The sequence below is a fragment of the Archangium minus genome (assembly GCF_044360475.1).
Classification (GTDB): domain Bacteria; phylum Myxococcota; class Myxococcia; order Myxococcales; family Myxococcaceae; genus Archangium; species Archangium minus.
Genome location: NZ_CP043494.1, coordinates 4,509,883 through 4,529,586 on the forward strand (window position 1 = coordinate 4,509,883; position 19,704 = coordinate 4,529,586).

Genomic DNA, 19,704 nt, shown 5'->3' on the forward strand with positions numbered 1-19,704 from the left:
TCGCCGGTTCACGAGCCCGCGGGTGCTGCTCGTGCCGCGGCGAGCACCTGCTCTCGGAGCCAGCGGTGCGCGGGGTCCTGCTGCCGAAGCGGGTGCCAGAGCTGCTGCACTCGCAGCGGCTCGTGAGGGAGCTCCACCGGCACCACGGTGAGTGGGAAGGCCTCGGCGAAGCGGCGCGCCACCCGCTCCGGCAGTGCGGCGATGAGCTCGGTGCTCGCCAGCACCCAGGGCGCCACGAGGTAGTGAGGGGTGAAGAGCACGATGTTGCGACGGACCTTCGTCTTGCGCTCGAAGCTCCCCTCGGTGCCGCCACGCGGCGAGACATGGAACTGGGGCAGAGAGAGGTCAAAGCGCTGCGGCTTGAGCAGCGCGGGATGGTCCCTGCGGCCCACCAGCATGTAGCGCTCGCGCACCAGCACCTGCCGTTGGAGTCCTCGCGGTGCCCGGTCCCCCGGGGCGAGGTCGAAGACGCCGAGCACCAGGTCGAACTCGCCGGTCTCCAGCTCGGTGGTGGGGAAGTCGCGAGGGAGCGGTACCACGCGCAATCGCACACCGGGGTAGTGCGAGAGCTGTGCCGCGAGCTGCGGCAGCACGAGGAGCTGGGCGTGGTCGCTCGCGGCCAGGACGAAGGTGCGTTGCGCGGTCTCGGGCACGAAGTCCTCGGGCGGCACCAGGGCCTCCTGGAGCTGCCGTAGCGCGAGCGTGAGGGGCCCGCGCAGGGCTCGTGCCCGCGCGGTGGGCACCATCCCCTGACGGCCTCGCACGAAGAGCGGGTCTCCGAGCGCGGCGCGCAGTCGTGCCAAGGCGTTGCTGGTGGCTGGCTGTGAGAGCCGTAAGCGCGCCGCCGCGCGCCCCACGCTTTGTTCGATGAAGAGCGCGTCGAGCACGCGGAGCAGGTTCAGGTCGAAGTTGGCCAGATTCACACCGTGAATATCGCTCATTCCCACATCCAGGAGGCAAATGGCGCGGAGAGCGGGCACTGTGCTGTCGAACCTCCGAACTTTCAGGAGAAGTGCTCCATGCGGAAACTCTTCGGGTTGTCATGGCTGTTGTTCACCGCGTGTGCGTCGTTGCCCCCGGCTGGGCCCCATGCCTTCGCGCCCCCGCCGACTCCGGCCACGCCGATTCAGGTGTGTTGGATCGACACGGGGGGCGTGTCGGTGTCGGGGGGCTACGGCGCGGGCGGCTCCACCGTGGCCGCCACCTGGGAGGTGACCTCCGCGGCGCTCGTCATCCGCCACCCGGAGGGCGACCTTGTGCTCGACACCGGCATCTCCGCTCACGCGCAGGAGGAGCAGCGGGAGCTGGGCGCCTGGGGTCGCTTCATCTTCTCCCAGACGGCGGGTCGCAACGTGCCGCGGCGGAACTTGAAGGACGCCCTCACCGCGCTTGGGGTGACCCAACCGAAGGCGCTGCTCCTCTCTCACGTGCACGCGGACCACGCGGGTGGGGTGGCATCGCTGCCGGACGTGCCAGTGTGGCTGGCCGCCGAGGAGAGGCAGCTCGTCGAAGCGGAGCTAGAGCACCCTCGCGGGGTGACGCTCCCCGCGCAGGCTCGGGCCTTGAAGGGCCGCATGGTGCCCATTCCTTTCGTGGCGGAGCCCTACGCGAACTACGACGCCCACTTCGACGTCTTCGGTGACGGCTCCGTGGTGGTGGTGCCGACCTTCGGGCACACACCAGGCAGCGTGGCCACGTTCGTGAACGTGTCTCCGGCCCTGCGCTTCGTGCACGTGGGCGACCTCATCAACCTGCGGGAATCCATTGAGCGCAACGTGGGGAAGTCGTGGCTGATGCGGCAGCTCACCGACGAGGACTCCGCGCGTACCCAGGAGGAGGTGGCGAAGCTGGTGCAACTCCACGCGCAGGATCCGGAGTTGCTCATCCTGCCCGCGCACGATGGTCAGGCCTTCGTGGAGCTCTTCGGCGCCGACAAGGGGGAGGTGCCGCCGTGCATCGGGGCGCCGCCCTCGTCCTGGCCGCGCTGAGGGCTTACTCGAGCTCGTTCCCTGCGGGGATGGCGATCTCATGCCGCTCGAGCAACCTGCGCAGTTGTGTGCGGTGCATGCCGAGCGCTCGCGCCGTGGCGGCCACGTTGCCGCCCTGCTGCCGCAAGGCCTCTTCGATGCGCGCACGCTCGTCCGCTTCGATGGGCCTGGCCCTCGAGGGCGCCTCCCTCGGCAGCACCCGCTCTTCCGGCGCGGGTAGGGGAGGGGGAGCGGCGCTGAACGCGGTGCCGGCGCTTGGGCTCAGATGTCGGGCCTCCACGCGCTGGGCTCCCTGCATGAGCGCTGCCTGAATGGCACTGCGGGTCTCGACCAGGAGCTCGCGAACGTTGCCCGGCCAGGGCCGCAGCAGACACGCCTCCACCAGCGAGATGTGCAGCCCCAGCTCGGGTGCCACCTGTTGCACCTCTCGTTGGATGAGCAGCGCGAGCTCCTCGGGGCGCTGGCGCAGGGGCGGTATCGTCACCTCAGGCCGGCCGATGCGGAAGTAGAGGTCCTCGCGCAGCTTCCCGCTCGCCACCAGCCCCCGGAGATCCTTGTTGCTCGCCGAGCAGATGAGGATGTCCACTGTCTTTGGCTTCGCCGCTCCCAGGGAGAGGACCTCCTTGGTCTCCAGCGCCCGCAGCAGCTTGGCCTGGACCGAGAGATCCAACTCCACCACCTCGTCGAGGAACAGCGTGCCGCCGTCAGCCGCCTGGAGGTAGCCCTGGGCGTCGGCTTCGGCGCCCGAGTAGGCCCCCTTCCGAGCACCGAACAGCAGCCGCTCGGCGATGGTCTGGGGAATGGCCGCGCAGTTGACCGCCACGAAGGGCCCCGCGCTCCGTGGACCGTTCTCGTGGAACGCCCGCGCCACGCCCTCCTTGCCCGTTCCGCTCTCTCCATGGATGTGCAGGGGGAAGCCGAGCCGGGCCGCGCGCGCCACCTCCTCGAGCAGCGTCTGGAGGGCCGGACCGCGCACGAAGCCATTGCGCGTCACGACCCCCTGTTGTTCGAGCGGATTCACGTCCGCGCAGGGAACGAACAGCGAGTCCCCCATGCGGATGACCCGCTGCGCCTCGCGAGGCGTCTCGGCGGGCACGGGCTCTCCATCCACGAAGGTGCCATTCTGGCTGCCCAGGTCGGTGACCCAGAAGCGGCGCCCGTCGAAGCGGATGCGGGCATGACGGCGTGACATCCGGGGGTCCTGCGCTTCGCCCAGTGCTGGGGAGCCTCGGCCCAACTCCAGCTCGCCGCCGCGCAGGGGCAGGGCCACCGCCAGCGCCTTCCCCGGGGCGAACAGGCGCAGCAGTCCCGGGACGCGCTCCACTCCGGAGGCGTCCTTGTCGCCACGAATCCCACTCGGTTTCAGGGTCGACCCGTCCTGTTCCATGGGCGGGCATTATAGGCGGGGTGGCACAGCTTCCTGTGCCACTGCGTGTGCCATGTGCCGGCTCTCTGTGCCAGGGACTCGCTGCCTCACGGTTCCTCGCGTGGCATGTGCCCGGGATCCTTGGAGGTTCCCCGTCTTTGACCCGCTGGCATGGTCTTGGCTAAGCCCGGTGTCGACCAGCGAGCGCGGCGATATCGCCAACAGGACTGGGTAGGGCCGGCCAGCACTCGCAGCTGAGGGGGAGACTGAAGTGGATGCGACGAGGAAGTACGAAGTGGAGGGACGGGAGAACACGAAGCGGATGTCCGTGTGGCTCATGTGCATCGCGGTAGCGGTGGTGACCAACGGGTGTGCCGGGTGCATGGAGACGATTCGACCCAACCCAGGCCAGAGCCCCCGAGGCATCTTGCCCATCGGCTGCTCCGATACCGCCAGCGACTGCGGAGTCGCGACGATGAGTTTGACCGATCAATGCCCCACGGGGGAGTGCCCTCCCGGTGGAATCAACGGCAAGGGCATCTACACTGTGGTGGAGGGCAATTATTGCTTCCTCTTCGGGGGGGAGCCACGTTTTTGCCCGGAGGCCTTCGTCAAAACCTCGGACAGCGTCATGCTCGAGGTCCGGGATCTGGAATCTCCGCGGGAGATTTACAAGAAACCCGTCATGGGCAAATTCCAGGGGACGGACGTCGTGGTGAGTGCCATCCAGAGTGACAAGAGCCAGCTGAGCATCAAGTACGTCTTGAATAAAAAGGAGTACACCGCGACAGGGGCGGACTTGGAGAAGCTGACGCTCTGGGTTGGTTCCTTTCGCACTGGAAACGGGGATGCGAGCCCTCTCGCCAACTACGAGTTGAAGATAACCCCCATCCAGTCGGAGAAGACCCAAGCGGATGGGGTCCAGCGGTACCAGGTCCGCTATCGTGAGGCCGGCGAGCAGGGGTGGTTGTTCCACTGCAAGGGAAAGAACGAGAGCCCGGAGAAGCCGAGCGCGGATGCCGTCGCCGCCTTCCTTGGCCAGAAGAGGATCAGCGGGCTGAGTGCTTTCGTCTCCTCCAATCCCAACTCGACCACCATGGGTTGCGAGACAGGAGCCATCGTCACCTGCTTGAGCTGGGGTTATACGCCTTGGAATGACAAGCCGGGTACGCCGGAGCGAAGTGATTATGCCTTTGGTTCCTGTCTCCAGGCCAAGCGTGCCGCCTACTTCGTCGGGTTCAAGGATTTCAATACCTATACGGTGAAGGGCACCAGCATCTTCCTGCGCGATCAGTACGGTATCAAGGACAACAACATCGAGAACCTGGAGGCGATCTGGAGCCCCGCGGGGGCGGTGTGCATCGACACAGAGAAGATGCGCCGTTCGAGATTCAAGAGCACCGTCACGAACCTCAAGAACCTTCACAAGGTGCCCTCGTGCACTCCTCCTGATTGGAGCAGAGAGGGCAAGGTCGCCACTGGCCCCGAGAAACTACAGTTCTGAGCCAGGCGGGTTCGACTTGGAGAGCAGTGCCTCCGCTTCGCGCAGGGGTTCCTCGTACTCCTTCCGGAGCAAGGGATTGAGCTCGAGGGCCCGTGCGAGTGCGGTCCGGGCCTCGTGGACGGTGTCGAGGCGCTCCGTGGCCTTTCGCATCGTCCGAGCCTGAATCAACAGGAGCGCTCCACGCAGGGCGTGGGCGTGTGCCAGGTTCGGGTCGAGCTTGAGCGCCAGGTCCACCTGGGCCAGACCCTCGGCGACTGAGGAGGACTCCCTGCCAGGCGGCTGAGCTTCCGCCAGCCGCCAATGAACGTGGGCCAACGCCTGGTGTGCACCGACGTAGGGGTACATCTCCACGGCGCGTCGGGCCTCGGCGAGCGCCTGGTGGAGCCGTGGCAGGACCGCGCGCCCTTGCCGCTGCGCCCACCGTGCTTCCGCCAGGTGCAGCTTCGCGCTCACAATCTGGCATTCGACCTGGCTGGCGCCATGGCGGGAGGCTTCCTCCAGCGCGCGTCGCCCTGCTTCAAGCCAGGTGCTGGGCTCGAGGCCTTCGCGCAGAGCGTGGTCCAGCGCCACGAGGTGGACCTTGGCCCGGTAGACCTGGGCCCGCCCGGATGAGGGGTTGATGGAAAGGGAGCGGTCGAGGTACTGGAGCGCCCGTTCCAATGCCGCTCGTGGCTCTCCTCCGCTGTCAGTGAGGTACCGCGCGGCTATCAACTCCGCGATAGCTGCCTGGTTCAGCACCGGAGGGTAGTTGCCGTTCAGCGAGAGCGCCTGCTGACTCGTTTGGAGCGCCTTCTCCACTTCCGCCTGGGGATTCATCCCGCGCGAGAGCTCGATGTCCGCTCGGGTGTTGTAGAGGTCGGTCAGGTTCTCGTACGCGAAGAGATAGTTCGGGTCGCTGCGCGCTGCCAGGACGAGGTGGCGCTCCGCCTCGGCGTAGGCCGCTCGAGGGTCCTGGCCGTGCTCCCGCTGATGATTGCCCTTCCATCGGTAGACCTGCGCCAGGTCGTTGTGGGCCCACGGGTAGTTGGGCTGGAGTTCCAGCGCTTTGTTCAGCCAGGCGATGGCCTTGTCCCAGGAAGAGCCCGGATCCTTTCCTTCCCGTGCCTCTTGAAGACCCCCCATGAAGTAGCTGAGTCCCAGCGTGTCGTAGGCATACACATCGCGTGGCTCCAACACGGTGGCGCGAGCAGCGGTGTCCCTCCATTCGGTGAGGATGGGTTTCGGATCCAACCCACCGCCCTGGAACTTCATCAGCTGGTACCAGAACGTCAGGACGTGGGCCTTCTTGGTGTACCCCGACGCGCGCTGGGGGGCCGCCTGGATGCTTTTGTCCGCCGCTGCCAGCGCTCGCTCCAGCGCGGACTTCTGCGAGCGGCCCTGCCGGGAGTCGAGCTGCGACTGCTGCAGCCACGCCTCCGCGAGGGCCTCGTAGTTGCGTGCATCGCTGCGCCCGGACTCGGCTGCCTGCTCATAGAGGGCGACTGTCTCGTCGAAACCGGAACGCGCCAGAGCGTGTTCGCCCCGCTCCATTTGCTCCATCGCGCGTGTGTAGGCCACGTCCCCGGCGAGCTTCCGGGCCTCGTAAATCCACGGCGTCTCTTTGACCGCTTGCTCCGCGAGCCGTGCCGCCTTGTCGTACTCCCGGCGGTAGAACGCGATGAGGCCCTCGAGGTAGCGGGGTGACTCCAGCTCGAGCCCCTGGCTGCGCTCGAGCGACTGGAGCGCTGGTTCGAGGTACTGCTTCTCCAGCTCTTGCTGCCGCTCGGCGACCCAGGCCTTGTCTCCGCTGCGCCGCGCGTCTTCCAGGGCCCGGTGGTACAGCTCGCCGAGCACTCGGCCGCGTGCGAAGTGCAGCTCGGGCGAGTCGATGCCTTTCTCCTGTGCGCGCGTCAGCTCCTCGTGGGCGAGCTCGAACTCGTGCATCGCCAGGTAGCCGCGGCCCAGGGCGTAGTGCACGAGCCCCTCGCCGTGAGCGCCCAGGTCATGGCGTTGCGTGGCAATCCGCGACATGCGCTCGCGCACGAGCTGCTGCTCACGGCTGGTGTCGTGTAGGGGCAGCGTGTGGGCCGCGCGCAGGAACCACTCGAGCTCCTTCACCTGCTGCCCGAGTTGCCCGGCCAGCTGTGCGCGTTCCTCCGATTGCTGTCGGGTGTGTCGCGCTTCCAGCCAGGAGCTCGCGCCGAAGGCCCCCACAACGGCGATGCTCGCCAGCGACACCGCCGACACGGCCACCAGGGTCCGGTGCTTCCGTGCGCGCCTTCGGAGCCGGTACAGCACGCTCGGGCGCTGCCCGAGGATGGGCTCCCCATCGATGTAGCGCCCGAGGTCCTCGGCCAGGGCCCGCGCGGACGGATAGCGCTGGTCCTGCTCCTTGCTGAGACATTTGAGGGTGATGGTGTCCAGGTCGCTCGGGAGGTGGGGCACATGCGTGCGCGCGGGGGGCGGATCCTCGTGGAGCACCTTCTGCAGCGTTCCGGTGAGCGAGGTATCGGAGAGCGGTGTGACTCCGGTGAGCAGCTCGTAGAGTGTCGCGCCCAGGCTGTAGACGTCAGAGCGGCGGTCGATGCTCCGCACATCACCGCGGGCCTGCTCCGGCGCCATGTACGAGGGCGTGCCCATCAACGCGCCCGACACCGTGAGGCCGTGTCCCTGCCCGATGTCGTAGGCCAGGCCGAAGTCCATCACGACCGGGAAGCAGCGCCCGTCTTCGCCGCGCTCGACCATGATGTTGGAGGGCTTGATGTCGCGGTGGATGACGCCGAGCCGGTGCGCCTCGTGGATCGCCTCGGCGACCTCCTTCATGACCTGCACTTTCTCGTGCAGGGACATGCTGGGGGCGGCCTGGTCGAGCGGCTGCCCTCCAATGAGCTGCATGGCGATGTAGGCCTTTCCTCCGACGTCGCCGACCTCGTAGACATTGCACACGTTCGGGTGGTCGATGCGCGCCTGGGCGCGGGCTTCCTGGAGGAAGCGCATGACCCGGTCGGGGTCCGCCCCACGGATGAACTTGAGCGCGACGACGCGGCCCAGGCGTCTATCCCTCGCCTTGAAGACCTCACCCATGCCGCCGCGGCCCAGGGGCTCGATGAACTCGTAGCGGTCCCACTGGGGAACCGGGAAGGTCTCGCGCGGCCCCTCGCTGGGAGCGGCGGGGGCTTCTGATTCGAGGGTCGGCTCGAGGGTCCGCTCTTCCTTACCGGGAGTCGACATGGGGGGCGGGTGGGGCGGGGGTCCACTGGGACAGTGGCACGAGCCCCACCGTGCCTCAAGTGTCGGCACGAGGTGCCTCCCGGGTGGCTCACCACGCGTATCTTCCCCGTGGAGGGGCAGGGTGTTACGTGAGGGGCCGCCTGAGTGAAGAGGGGGCGTCATGAGTCAGTCGATGGAAGTGCGGTGCCTGCGGTGTGGACGGCCGGAGGAGGGGGAGGGCGTCCGGTGCCGCTGTGGGGCGAGCCTGCTCGTCGACGTGGTTCTGAAGGAGCGCGCTCCCGAGGAGCGGAGGAGCTTCCAACTGGCGCGGGCCCTCGCGCCGCTGGGCCCGCCGGTGCCGCCTTTCGCCGAGCTGCGCAAGGCGCTGGAGCGGGCGGATGGGCGGGTGGTGCGCGGCGTGTCCCGGGTCTTCGCGCAGCGGGTTGTGGAGGCGCTGGCCACGCAGGGGGCCACCGCGGAGCTGCGTCCCGCGAAGAGCACCGGGGCCATGCCGGGCTGGGTGCCGGCGGTGCTCGGGGGCGCGGTGCTGCTAGGGGTGGGGGTGGGGGCAGTCGTGGCCACCCGGAAGGCGCCGGTGCCCGAGACGCCCGTTGCCACCGCCGCGGCTATCGCTCCCGATGCCGGTACGGAGACCCTGGCGCCGCCGAAGGAGCTCACCACCCAGGAGATTTCACGGCTCGCGCTGCCGGGCACGGTGAGCCTGCGGTGCGAGGGTTCCACGGGGGCGGGCTTCTTCGTGGGCGAGGAGCAGGTGCTGACGAACGCCCACGTGGCATGTCCGGTGGGCGTGATGATGGAGGTGACGCTGTCGGACGGGCGGCGGGTGCTGGGCCAGACATTGGAGCGCGACGAGGACCTGGACCTGGCGACGGTGCGGGTGTCGGGCGCGCGGGCCGAGCCGCTGCCTCTGGGCGATGCCACGGACCTGTCACCGGGGGACCGGCTGGTGTTCATCGGCAGCCCCAAGGGTCTGTCCTTCACGGTGCACGAGGGCAAGGTGAGCCACCTCGGCCGGGAGTATCTGGGCGTGGGCTACGTGCAGTTCGACGCCTCCGTCAACCCTGGCAACAGCGGCGGCCCGCTGCTCAACGGGCGCGGCGAGGTGGTGGGTGTGGTCTCCCTGAAGGTGACCAACGCGGAAGGCATCGGGCTGGCGCTGCCCATCCAGTATGCGGGGAAGATGGTGTCCGTGCCGAGCACACCCGAGTCCGAGCAGCGGTGGACGGCGCTGCGTGAGAAGGTGGCGCGGGAGGAGGAGCGAGGCCTGCGGCAGTTCCGGCTGGAGCCCTACAGCCCGGCGCTGCTGGGACTGGAGGAGAGCCCCACCGTGGGGCTGGTGGTGTTCCTGGCGGAGCGCTTTCCGCAGGCGCCTTCGCGGATGAGCCACCGCTTCGAGCTTCAATCCGATGCGGGCACGTGCGCGATGGAGGTGACGTTCGAGCGATGGAAGCCGCTGATGGATGCGGCGAGGGACGAGGACAACACCCGGCGGCTGAGATGGCTGGCGTCGAAGGGGCTGACGGAAGGTCTCTACGTGGGGGCGGCAAGGCTGCCGGTGGAGTCGTGCACGCTGCCGGGGACGGGGCAGGGCTGGCTGACGGTGGAGAAAGGGAGCCCGGAGGTCTCGCGCACGAAGCTCAAGTTGGAGCAGGTGAAGAAGGCGCGGGAGGTGTGGACGGCCCGGGAAGCGGAGCGTCGCCTCCTGAGCGGGAGGCAGTTGCGCTCACTGCGCAACGAGCCTGCGGGCGGGGATGCGTACGCTCGGCAGGCAGAGCAGTCGTGGCGTATGGCGTTCCAGTCCGCGCAGAACGAGATTCTCAGGCTGGAAGCGGAGCGGCGGAGATACGCGCAGGAGGATGCGGTGGGGTACAACGTGCGGAGCACGCTGGATGACCTCGATCGGCGGCTGAAGCGGGCTCGGGAGCAGCTGGCGGACCTGGAGCGTCAGGCGTCAAACGCGGGAGTACCGCGCGAGTGGAGGCAGTAGCAGGAGGTCCGTGCGCGGGGGCTTCTTCCGGGTATGGTGCGCCACCCGAGCTTCGAGGAGCGACATGGACTCTCAACCTCGTATTGGCGTGGGTGCTTTCATCCTGGACGGGGAGCGTCGTCGGCTGCTGCTGGTGCGGCGCCGACGCATGCCCGAGGCGGACCATTGGGGGCTGCCGGGCGGCAAGGTTGATTTTGGCGAGACGGTGGAAGCCGCTGTGGTTCGGGAGATCGCCGAGGAGCTGGGTGTGAAGATCGCGATCGACGAGCTGCTCTGCATCGTTGATCAGATCGACCTGGCGGCCGGCACCCACTGGGTGGCGCCGGTCTACCGGGCCCACATTGTCAGTGGCGAGCCGAGCAACCGCGAACCGGCGGCCCTGGCCGGTGTGGGATGGTTCGCGCTCGAGGCCCTGCCGCAGCCCCTGACCCTGTCCACCCGGACGGCGCTGGCGCGGCTGTAAGGCTCTCGGGCTGCACGTTAGAAAAGAACCGGGCCACCGAGGACGAGCGGGAGTGCTCGCACCTGGTGGCCCGTGGAGTGAGAGGGTTGGAGGGGTGAGGCCCCTCTCACTACATCAATTTTTCCAGACCGGCGTCCTGGGAGAGTAATTCACGGAGATGGGCTCTCGCCAGACGGAGCCGGCTGCGGACCGTCTCGAAGGGAACCTCCAACTCTTCAGCCATCTCCGGGACGCTCATCCCCATCACGTGGTGGAGGAGCAGGGCACGCCGCTGCTCATCGGAGAGCTGATCCATCAGCTTTTCGAGCTGGCGTCGCAGAAGACAGTCCTCAGGCTGTGTCGCGCTCGGGGGTAGCGCGTTCTGCTCAACCAGCTCGTCGTCCACGTCCAGTTGAGAGCGCTCGACGCGAGCGCGCCTCGAAGCGGCGAAGGTCACGCGCGCCACGACCCGGTCCGCCCAGGACGCAAACGCCCCCTCTCCGCGATAGGTAGGCAGCCCGCGCAGGATGGCGACCAGGGCTTCCTGAGTAATGTCATCCACCTCGGATTCGACGTGGACCGAGTATCGGACCAGGTTACGAACCCTCGGCATGAGTTCCGCAATCAGTGCTTCTGCCGCATCACGCCGCCCTTCCATGGCAGCGCGGAGGCGCGGCTCCTGGGTCATTGTCATTCTTTGCATGGCGGTGGGATTGGGTGACCAGGTCATCATCCTCCGGCCACGCGAGGTCATCGCGTGGCCGGAGAGGTCCACTACTTCAGCTTCGAATACAGCGTGTCCACCAGGGAGCCGTCATCCGAGCTCAGCTCCCAAGCCATCGCGCCACCCAGTCCCTTGCTCAGGATGTAGTCCGCCTTGGCGCTCATGGACTGCGGGTCGTCATAGGCGATCCAGATCTTCGTGTTCGGGTTGTACACGTAGGCTTCCTTGGCCTCCGGGTGGAAGTACTTGGTGTACCCGTTGACGTTCTCGTAGTTGCGCTTGATGTCCTTGTAGTCGAACACGCCCGTGGGTCCGGACGTCCCATCATCCCAGGTGCCCATGGTGGGCGTGCCGCTCTGGAAGAGGCCGTTGTTCACGTTGGGCACGTTGCCCCAGCCGCGACCGTAGAACGGCACTCCCACGACGATCTTGCTCGGCTCGACGCCCAGCTCGAGCATCTTGGCGATGCTTCCGTCGGTGTAGAAGCCAGAGCTCGCCGCCGGGTCGCCCGTGACGCGGTAGAGCGCGGACTGGAAGTTCGTCGAGCTCTCGAAGGCGCCGTGGTAGTCATAGGACATCACGTTGATCCAATCGAGGATCTGCGACAGCTTCTTCGTCTCCTGCTTGTTGGCCAGAAGGTCCGGCGAGGCGCCCGTGGCGATGGTGAGCAGGTACTGCTTGCCCGTCTGCGCGGAGACGGCGTTGAGCTGGTTGCGGAACTCCTGCATCAGCAGCGTGTAGTTCTCCTTGTCCGCCGGGCTGCTGATGTTGCCGGGCAGGCCGCCGCCGGTGGGGTACTCCCAGTCAATGTCGATGCCGTCGAAGACGCCGACGCCGTTGGCCGGGTCCACGCCGGGGAACTGGCCCTTGATGTACATGTCCACGCAGGACTTCACGAAGGCCGAGCGGGACGCCGCGGTGGCCGCCACCTGCGAGAAGTACTTGGACCAGCTCCAGCCGCCCACGGAGATGAGGGTCTTGAGGTGGGGGTGGCTCTTCTTGAGCTCCTTGAGGGCGCGGAAGTTGCCGCGCAGTGCCCCCGCGTCCCACTCGCCGGGCCAGCCGCCGCCCATGTCGATGTCCGGGTAGGTCTCACCCAGGATGCACTTGCCGTCCGCGGAGATGTTGGCGAAGGCGTAGTTGATGTGCGTCAGCTTGCTGGCCGGGATGTTGGAGACGAAGTACTTGCGGGCGTAGACGCTCCAGGCGGTGTAGTAGGCGACGATGCGCTTGCCGCCGGGCGTCTGGGAGCCAATCTGCACGGAGACGGTCAGCGTCTTGGTGCCCACGTTGCCCGCGGCGTCGTAGGCCTTCACCGTATAGGTATACGTCCCGTTCTGGGCCGAGCTGCTGAAGGTGCGGCTATAGGAGGAGCTCGAGGTCACCAGGGTGCTGCCCTCGAAGATCTCCACCTTCGTCACGCCGACGTTATCCGTGGCGCTGGCCGTCAGGTTCAGCGTGCCGGCCGCGGTGAACTGCGTGGAGTTGGCGCTCACGTTCACCGTGGGCGCGACGGTGTCGCCCGTGCCGGGGATCTGCACGGAGACAGTCAGCGTCTTGGTGCCCACGTTGCCCGCGGCGTCGTAGGCCTTCACCGTATAGGTATACGTCCCGTTCTGGCCGGCCCCGGTAAAGCTGCGGCTGTAGGAGGAGCTCGAGGCCACCAGGGTGCTGCCCTCGAAGATCTCCACCTTCGTCACGCCGACGTTATCCGTGGCGCTGGCCGTCAGGTTCAGCGTGCCGGCCGCGGTGAACTGCGTGGCATTGGCGCTCACGTTGACTGTGGGCGCGACGGTGTCGCCCCCAGTGGCAGGGCCCAAATCCAGCCACAAGGCGGGGACATTGGCCGGCTCCCAACCTGGCAGTGAGGTATGCGCCTGGCGGCACTCGTAGATTCGACCGGAATAAGAGACTCGCGCGCCCACGGCGTAGGCCACATTGGGTGCCCACGCGGCCTCGAGCGGTGCCCTCATCACGCTTCCGGGTCCCGCCGCCTCCGGCGAAACGGCTTCCTGCCCACACCCGACGGATAGGGCGGAGACGATCAGTCCTACGGCCCACTTATTACGGCGCATTCGCGACCTCCCGGTTGTAAGGTTATGATTCTGGGCGCCGCTCTCGGAGTCACCGTTCAGGGAATCCCTGTCGGCGTCATTCCTTGAGCAGTCTGCTCCTGTTCGCTGCTACGGCAAAGTCTTGCGGGTTTGCCATTGGAGAATGGCAAGACCAGGAGGAATGGTCAAGCCTGTTTACACAAATTTTTCGTGTCTTCAGTTGATGGAGAGATTTCCAGCTTGTGAGAAGGAATGGGCATCGAAATGATGAGGTTGTCTATGGAACAGAGGTGCGTATGCAAAAACAAAGACGCGCGTGTGGGCGCAATGGCTCACACGCGCGTCTTTTCAGTCGTGGCGGGAAACTAATTTACTTCAGCAGTGCGGCTGCTGCGTCCATCGCTCGCACGGGCCCTGAGCAGGACCTTGCCCTGGACAGGCGTGGGTTCCGTGTACGCCTTCCAGTTCGCTCCTCCGTCAGTCGAGTATTCAATAACAAGACCGGGGTAGCGCACGTTCGCATGCAGCTTGCCATCCGCGATCTTCGCGCCGGGCAGGGGGATGCGGTAGTTCACGCCCACGCTGTCCGGGAGCTCGTCGCGCAGGTCCACGGCGCGATAGGCGCCCAGGCGCGGCAGCGCGTACTGGCCCAGGGTGTTGGTGAAGCGGGCCCAGAGGGCCGGCATCTGGTCCACCGGCGGCAGCTCCGGGTTCCACGCGCGCTCCGAGACACCGAGCATCTTCGGGAAGGCGAAGTAATCGAGCATCTCGGGCGTCTTCTGGTTCTCTGCCCAGAGCAGGCCGTGCATGCCGAGGATGTTCTTCTTTCCCTCCTCCGTGAGGCGCACCTTGTCCTTGAGCGCTTCGGGAGCGATGGGGTTGCCCATGCGATCCTCGGTGGCGTTGGCATAGACGTCGAACGGCCGGTACTCGAACGTCTTCTTCTCGTCGACGAAGTTGGCCCAGTAGTAACCCGGCTCATCCGGATCCTTGTTGTAGGCCAGGTCAATATAGAGGTTCGTCGCGTGGGAGAGGATGACCTTGTAGCCCTGGTTGGCGAACTTGTAGGCATCGTCCTCGCGGCCCCAGCCCCACACGTTGCTCCACGGCATGGGGATGAAGCCATCCAGGTTCAGGCCATTGTGGATGATGTCATCCCAGCCCGTCATCGCCACGCCCGTCGAGGTGATGATCTGATTCCAACGCGTGAAGAAGTGGTTGGCGATCTGGATGTCGGTCATGTCCCGGGTCGTGGGGTTCTGCTGGCACTGCGGAGAATCCTTCCACCACACGTTCGAGCTCAGCGACGGCAGCTCGTCACCGCCGCCATGGATGGCCATGAGCCTGGCGCCCGGCACCGCGGCGTAGCGCGCCTTGACCTCCTGGATGACCTTGTTCAGGAAGGTGTAGGTGCTCTCGATGCAGGGATTGACGAAGTTGTCCGTGTACATCTGGACACTCACGTGCTTGGACTTGTCCTCGGGATCGATCAGGCGGTACTCGGCCGCCTTCGTGGGATCCGAGTCCTTGTACTTGCGGTAGCGGTGCTCCATGGCCATGACGGCGGCGCGAGCGTGACCCGGCATGTCGATCTCCGGAATCACGTCGATGTGCCGCTCCGCGGCGTAGGCGAGGATCTCCTCGAAGTCCTTGGTCGTGTAGAACCCGCTCCCCTTGCCGACGAAGTTGAGCGTCTCCGGCTCGAAACCCTGGTAGGCCGGCTTGACGTTGCCGGCTCCCTGACGGGCGGGCTTGAGGGTGATCTTATCCCCCGTGTCGAGGTCGTTCGAGGAACCCATCCCCGCGTGGAGCATCTCGCTCTCGGTCGGGTCGAACCCACGGCGCGCGCCGTAGCTGGTCAGCTCGGGGATGCCGGGGATCTCCAGGCGCCAGCCCTCGTCGTCGGTCAGGTGGAAGTGGAACTTGTTGATCTTGAAGTGCGCGAGCACGTCGAGCAGCCTCTTGACCGTCTCCTTGGACTGGAAGTGACGACCCACGTCGAGCGCCATGCCGCGGTAGGTGAAGCCGGGCTTGTCGGCGATGTGCGCCTCCGGGATGGAGATCTCCCCGCGGCGGTCGGCGGGCTTCACCGCGGCGGCGTAGGCGTCCGCCGGCACGAGCTGGCGGAGCGTCTGGATGCCGTAGAACACGCCCGCGGCGTCCGTGCCCGTGATGGACACCTTGCCATCCTTCACGTCGAGGACGTAGCCCTCCGCATCGCTCTTCTCATCTCCGTCGACGTCCAGACTGGAGTCGATGCTCAGGACGATCTGCTCGTTTCCGGTGGCGGCCTGCATCGACACCGAGCCGGCGAACACGTCCTTCAGCGCGGCCGTCAGGTAGGCGGCCTCCTTCTGCAGTTCCGACGAGTGGCCGATGACGACGCTGCTGCGGAGCGTCACCTGGCCCGCTCCGGCCTCGACAAGGCGCGGAGTCGGCACGAGACGGCCCGCGAGATCCAGGTCCTGGCGGGACGGGTTCTCGCCGTAGCGCAGCGCCGGCGTCTGGACCGGCATCACGTCACCCTCGAAGCGCGTGGTCTGCTTCGGGTCGGACGCATCGAGCTTGACCGTCGACAGCACGGCGAACGCGACGTTGGGGTTGAACCCCTCTCCCTCGAACGTGATGTGGAAGCCGGCCGGCGCGTCCGTCTTCAGGATCGCCCAGTCCTGGGACAGCACGCTGATCGTGCGTTTCTCACCGACAGCAAGCGGTTTGAAGCCGGGCAGGGGCTCGAGCACGTAATAGTCGCCACTCCCGTTCTGGCCTGCCTTCGAAATCTTGACGCCCTGCGAGGTGAGATCCTGAATTCCCGTCTCGTCGCCCTCGCCCTCGTCCAGCATCCGCCGGACGAAGCTGAAGTAGAGCTTCCAGCCGCTGCTGCCGAGCTGCTGGGGGCCATGGTTCTCGAGGGTGAACTCGGAGCGGAAGAACTTCCAGCTGCCCACCGTGTTGTCGACGGGCTGCCATTGGACCGTCAGCTCGGCCGGGATCTTCTCGGTGGGGCCGGGGCCAGGAGGAGGGGGCTGCGGGTCTGGCTCTGGATCCGTGCATCCCGAGGCCAGGACCGCCATGACTGGAAGAGAGATGAGGAGTCGCTTCATGGTCTTTCTCCGGTTTGTCACTGGTGCCGTTTTGATGCGGGAGCTGCAGGGTGCTTCTCAGATCCACCACTCCACGCGACCGCCCAGGAAGTGGCCGATGGACTTACCGCCGACAGTCTGCAGATAGGGCGAGTGGAGCGTGTCCACCGCCTGCTGGTTGTAGAACGCGATGGTGTAGAACAGACGCAGGTGCGGACGGGCGAAGGGGCTCGCCTGACCGGTGGGGACGAGGGTCGGCACGAGCGACAGCTTGACGGCGGTGCCGAAGGGCGAGTCGCCATCGCGCACGCCCTGGAAGCTGGCCTCGTTCATGAGGTGGAAGTTCTTGTGCAGGTACACGGTGCTCTGGGCGCCCACGGAGAAGTCCGTGAACCGATCCTTGGCCACTCCGCTCGCACCCTGGCCCAGGTGGAGGGTGCCGTACGCGTTGAGGGAGAGGAGGGGATTGACGTTGTAGAGCAGGTGCTCCACCACCTCGAGGCTGCGCGCGTTGCCGTACTTGCCATTGGCAGCCGGGGAGCCAAAGGTCACCCACGTGGGCGAACCCGCCGCGCCACCGTTGGCGATGCGGCTGCCGTAGCGCACGGAGAGCTCGTTGTAGCTGTCGTTACCGAACTTCAGGTGGCTCTTGATGCCCGCCACCCAGCCGATGTCGGAGGGCAGGACGGTCCTGTCGCCCAGGATCGAGGCCGTGGTCTGCGGAAGGGCGTGGAGCTCTCCCAGCAGCTGGGCGTAGTGACCAGCACCGAACGGCTGCTTGTACTGGCCCACCAGGATGGAGCGCTGGCGCCGCACGTCCAGCACCCCGTCACCGTTGGCGTCGAAGTTGTACTGCGAGCCGTTGATGGACGTCTGGAGCAGCACCGCCACATCCAGCCCCTTGTACTGGACGCCCAGGCCCTGCGAGGAGAGGTTGTTGAAGTACCAGTAGTCCGCCAGGTACACGTTGGTGCCGCGGTAGTAGCGGGCGCCGCCCCAGAACTTCAGGCCAGGGGCCAGGAGGTTCCCTGCCTCCACGTAGGCCTCACCCAGCTCGAAGGTCAGCGTCTGGGCTCCCCGGTTGCTGGTGAGGGCGATGAACAGGCCGTTGTTGGCCCACATCGCCGGCGTAATCACCGCATGGGCATAGGGAGAGTCTTTGTTCGTCGCCAGGTCCTCCGCCGAGGGCTTGAGGAGGTGGATCTTCAGCGACGGCTCCAGATAGTCACCCTCCTCGAGGCGGCCACCCAGGGAGTTGCCCGTGAGGTTCAAAGACTTGCCCTGGATGAAGTCACCCGAGGTCGGCGCCCAAGCGATACCCACGCGGCCGTACATCGAGAAGTCCAGCCGATCCGCCAGAGATTGCGCGCTCGCCGGGATGGCCGACAGCAGCGACAGGGCGGTGACCAACGGACGAACCGAACGGGATGGACGGAAGAGGGAAGCGAAGCGGTGCAACTTCATGTTCGAACCTCTGGCTGCGATGGGGAGGGGACGGCTGTTGGGGAGTCTTTGGGGAGTCTTGAAGACAGAGCCAGCCTGACCTGCTCGAAATGGGTCGCCCCATTCCCCAGGCTGGCTTACAACTGAAAGGTTTTTGAGACGGGTCAGGCCATCAAGGCGCGGATCTCGTCAGCCACCTGTTCGGCGGTGGGCCCGATGATGACTTGGACGGAGCCGGCGGCCGGCTTGACCACACCGCGGGTGCCGAGCTTCTTCAGCGCCACCTCGTCCACGAGCTTGTCGTCGACGACGATCAGCCGCAGGCGGGTGGTGCAGGTTCCGAGCTCGCGCACGTTGGCGGCTCCGCCGAGGGCCGTGAGCATGGCGCGCGCCCTGGAGGGTTCGTTCTGGGCGGGGACCGCGCGCATCGCGTCCCGGACCTCGCCCGCCACCTGGTCGGCGAGAGGTCCGATGATGACCTGCACGCTGCCCGCCGACGGGCGGATGACGCCGCGCGCACCGAGTGCCTTGAGAGCCGTCTCGTCGACGCGGGCGTTGTCGGCGACCGTCAGGCGCAGCCGCGTGGTGCAGGCATCAACGACCTGGATGTTGGCGGTGCCGCCGAGCGCCTTCAGGTAGGCCTCGCCCCGGGCCAGCGCGGGAGCGGGGGTGGAGACGCCATCGATGTTGGCGGTCTCACCGGCGGAGGCCGCGGACTCGTCCTCCCGGCCGATCGTCTTCAGGTTGAACCGGGCGATGCAGACGCGGAACAGGCCGTAGTAGGCGACAGCGTAGGCTCCGCCAATGGGCAGCAGCAGGAGGGGATTGGTCGCCTTGCCGTAGTTCAGCACGTAGTCGAACATTCCGGCCGAGAACCCGAAGCCGAGTTTCACGTTCAGGGCGTCCATGATGACGTGCGACAGGCCGGTCAGCACCGCGTGCAGCGCGTAGAGCGCCGGCGCGAGGAACATGAATGCGAACTCGATCGGCTCGGTGACACCCGTCAGGAAGGACGTCAGCGCCATGGACAGCAGTACGCCGCCCACCTTCGCGCGGTTGTGCTTGGGCGCGGCGTGGTACATGGCGAGGCAGGCCGCTGGCAGACCGAACATCATCACCGGGAAGAAGCCCGCCATCATCGCGCCGGCCGTCGGGTCCCCGGCGAAGAAGCGCTTCAGGTCACCCGTCACGCCGTTGTAGTCGCCCACCAGGAACCAGGCCATGTTGTTGAGGATGTGGTGCAGGCCCGTGACGATCAGCAGGCGGTTGAAGACGCCATACAGGAACAGGCCGAACTTGCCCGCGGCGAATACCGAGCGGCTGATGCCATCCAGACCCGCCTCGACGACGGGGAAGCCGAAGCCAAACACCAGCGCGAGCACCAGGCAGGCCAGTCCGGTGATGATCGGCACGAAGCGGCGGCCGCCAAAGAACGCCAGGTATTCCGGCAGCTTGATGTCCTTGAAGCGGTTGTACATGGTGCCGGCGATCAGTCCGGACAGGATTCCGACCGGGACGCTGATCTTGGACACCAGGCGTGCCTTGTAGCTCGAGACGGCCAAGTCCTTGGCCGCGCCGGTGAGGTTTTCGATCACCTCTGGCGGTATATTTACGAGCGCATCGGCACCCTTGATGGTTATAAAAAAACCAACGGCGCCCGCGAGTCCCGCGGCACCATGGTTCTCGCGTGCAAAGCCAACCGCCACTCCCACCGCGAACAGCAATCCGAGGTTGGAGAAGATGGCGTCGCCAGCAGCCGCGATGAAGGGAATATCCAAGAGGTCCGGCTGTCCAAGACGCAGCAGAAGTCCGGCGATGGGCAGGACCGCGATGGGCAACATCAAGGCGCGCCCGAGTTGCTGTACTCCAGCGAACTTATTGTTCACCATGAGTCTCTCTCTTT

12 protein-coding genes are annotated in these 19,704 nt (G+C 66.4%); 4 read left to right on the forward strand and 8 right to left on the reverse strand.

Features of this window, described 5'->3' with window-relative positions; translation table 11 throughout:
* Positions 1–8: 8 nt before the first annotated feature.
* On the reverse strand, positions 9–941 hold the full coding sequence (locus tag F0U60_RS18615; RefSeq protein ID WP_395821745.1) for a LysR family transcriptional regulator: 933 nt from the start codon (positions 939–941) through the stop codon (positions 9–11).
* A 78-nt stretch (positions 942–1,019) separates the two neighbouring features.
* Between F0U60_RS18615 and F0U60_RS18620 the strand changes: the two genes are divergently transcribed.
* Positions 1,020–1,988, forward strand: a complete 969-nt coding sequence (locus F0U60_RS18620; protein WP_395821748.1) for an MBL fold metallo-hydrolase — start codon at positions 1,020–1,022, stop codon at positions 1,986–1,988.
* A gap of 4 nt (positions 1,989–1,992) precedes the next feature.
* On the opposite strand, the gene F0U60_RS18625 is transcribed toward F0U60_RS18620, so the two are convergent.
* On the reverse strand, positions 1,993–3,375 hold the full coding sequence (locus F0U60_RS18625) for a sigma 54-interacting transcriptional regulator (RefSeq protein ID WP_395821751.1): 1,383 nt from the start codon (positions 3,373–3,375) through the stop codon (positions 1,993–1,995).
* Positions 3,376–3,625: 250 nt separating this feature from the next.
* Between F0U60_RS18625 and F0U60_RS18630 the strand changes: the two genes are divergently transcribed.
* The gene (locus F0U60_RS18630) at positions 3,626–4,858 is read left to right on the forward strand and encodes an ADYC domain-containing protein (protein ID WP_395821754.1); all 1,233 of its coding nucleotides are present in this window, start codon (positions 3,626–3,628) and stop codon (positions 4,856–4,858) included.
* Here the strand turns inward: F0U60_RS18630 and F0U60_RS18635 are convergent.
* On the reverse strand, positions 4,847–8,068 hold the full coding sequence (locus tag F0U60_RS18635) for a protein kinase (RefSeq protein WP_395821756.1): 3,222 nt from the start codon (positions 8,066–8,068) through the stop codon (positions 4,847–4,849). The genes F0U60_RS18630 and F0U60_RS18635 overlap by 12 nt on opposite strands.
* A 160-nt stretch (positions 8,069–8,228) precedes the next feature.
* Here F0U60_RS18635 and F0U60_RS18640 point away from each other — a divergent pair, with 160 nt between their 5' ends.
* Both F0U60_RS18640 and F0U60_RS18645 read left to right on the forward strand, forming a co-directional pair.
* A complete protein-coding gene (locus tag F0U60_RS18640; protein ID WP_395821758.1) occupies positions 8,229–10,055 on the forward strand; it encodes a trypsin-like peptidase domain-containing protein in 1,827 nt (608 codons plus the stop codon).
* 64 nt (positions 10,056–10,119) lie between these two features.
* Positions 10,120–10,518: an NUDIX domain-containing protein gene (locus F0U60_RS18645; RefSeq protein ID WP_395821760.1), complete on the forward strand. Its 399-nt coding sequence runs from the start codon at positions 10,120–10,122 to the stop codon at positions 10,516–10,518.
* A gap of 109 nt (positions 10,519–10,627) precedes the next feature.
* On the opposite strand, the gene F0U60_RS18650 is transcribed toward F0U60_RS18645, so the two are convergent.
* The 5 genes from F0U60_RS18650 to nagE form a co-directional block, all read right to left on the reverse strand.
* On the reverse strand, positions 10,628–11,230 hold the full coding sequence (locus F0U60_RS18650; protein ID WP_395821763.1) for an RNA polymerase sigma factor: 603 nt from the start codon (positions 11,228–11,230) through the stop codon (positions 10,628–10,630).
* Positions 11,231–11,271: 41 nt separating this feature from the next.
* The gene (locus F0U60_RS18655) at positions 11,272–13,194 is read right to left on the reverse strand and encodes a glycosyl hydrolase family 18 protein (protein WP_395821766.1); all 1,923 of its coding nucleotides are present in this window, start codon (positions 13,192–13,194) and stop codon (positions 11,272–11,274) included.
* A 446-nt stretch (positions 13,195–13,640) separates the two neighbouring features.
* Positions 13,641–16,379, reverse strand: a complete 2,739-nt coding sequence (locus F0U60_RS18660) for a family 20 glycosylhydrolase (protein ID WP_395821769.1) — start codon at positions 16,377–16,379, stop codon at positions 13,641–13,643.
* Positions 16,380–16,436: 57 nt separating this feature from the next.
* A complete protein-coding gene (locus tag F0U60_RS18665) occupies positions 16,437–17,822 on the reverse strand; it encodes a carbohydrate porin (protein WP_395821772.1) in 1,386 nt (461 codons plus the stop codon).
* 143 nt (positions 17,823–17,965) lie between these two features.
* A complete protein-coding gene (gene nagE, locus F0U60_RS18670) occupies positions 17,966–19,690 on the reverse strand; it encodes an N-acetylglucosamine-specific PTS transporter subunit IIBC (RefSeq protein WP_395821775.1) in 1,725 nt (574 codons plus the stop codon).
* Positions 19,691–19,704: the final 14 nt, after the last annotated feature.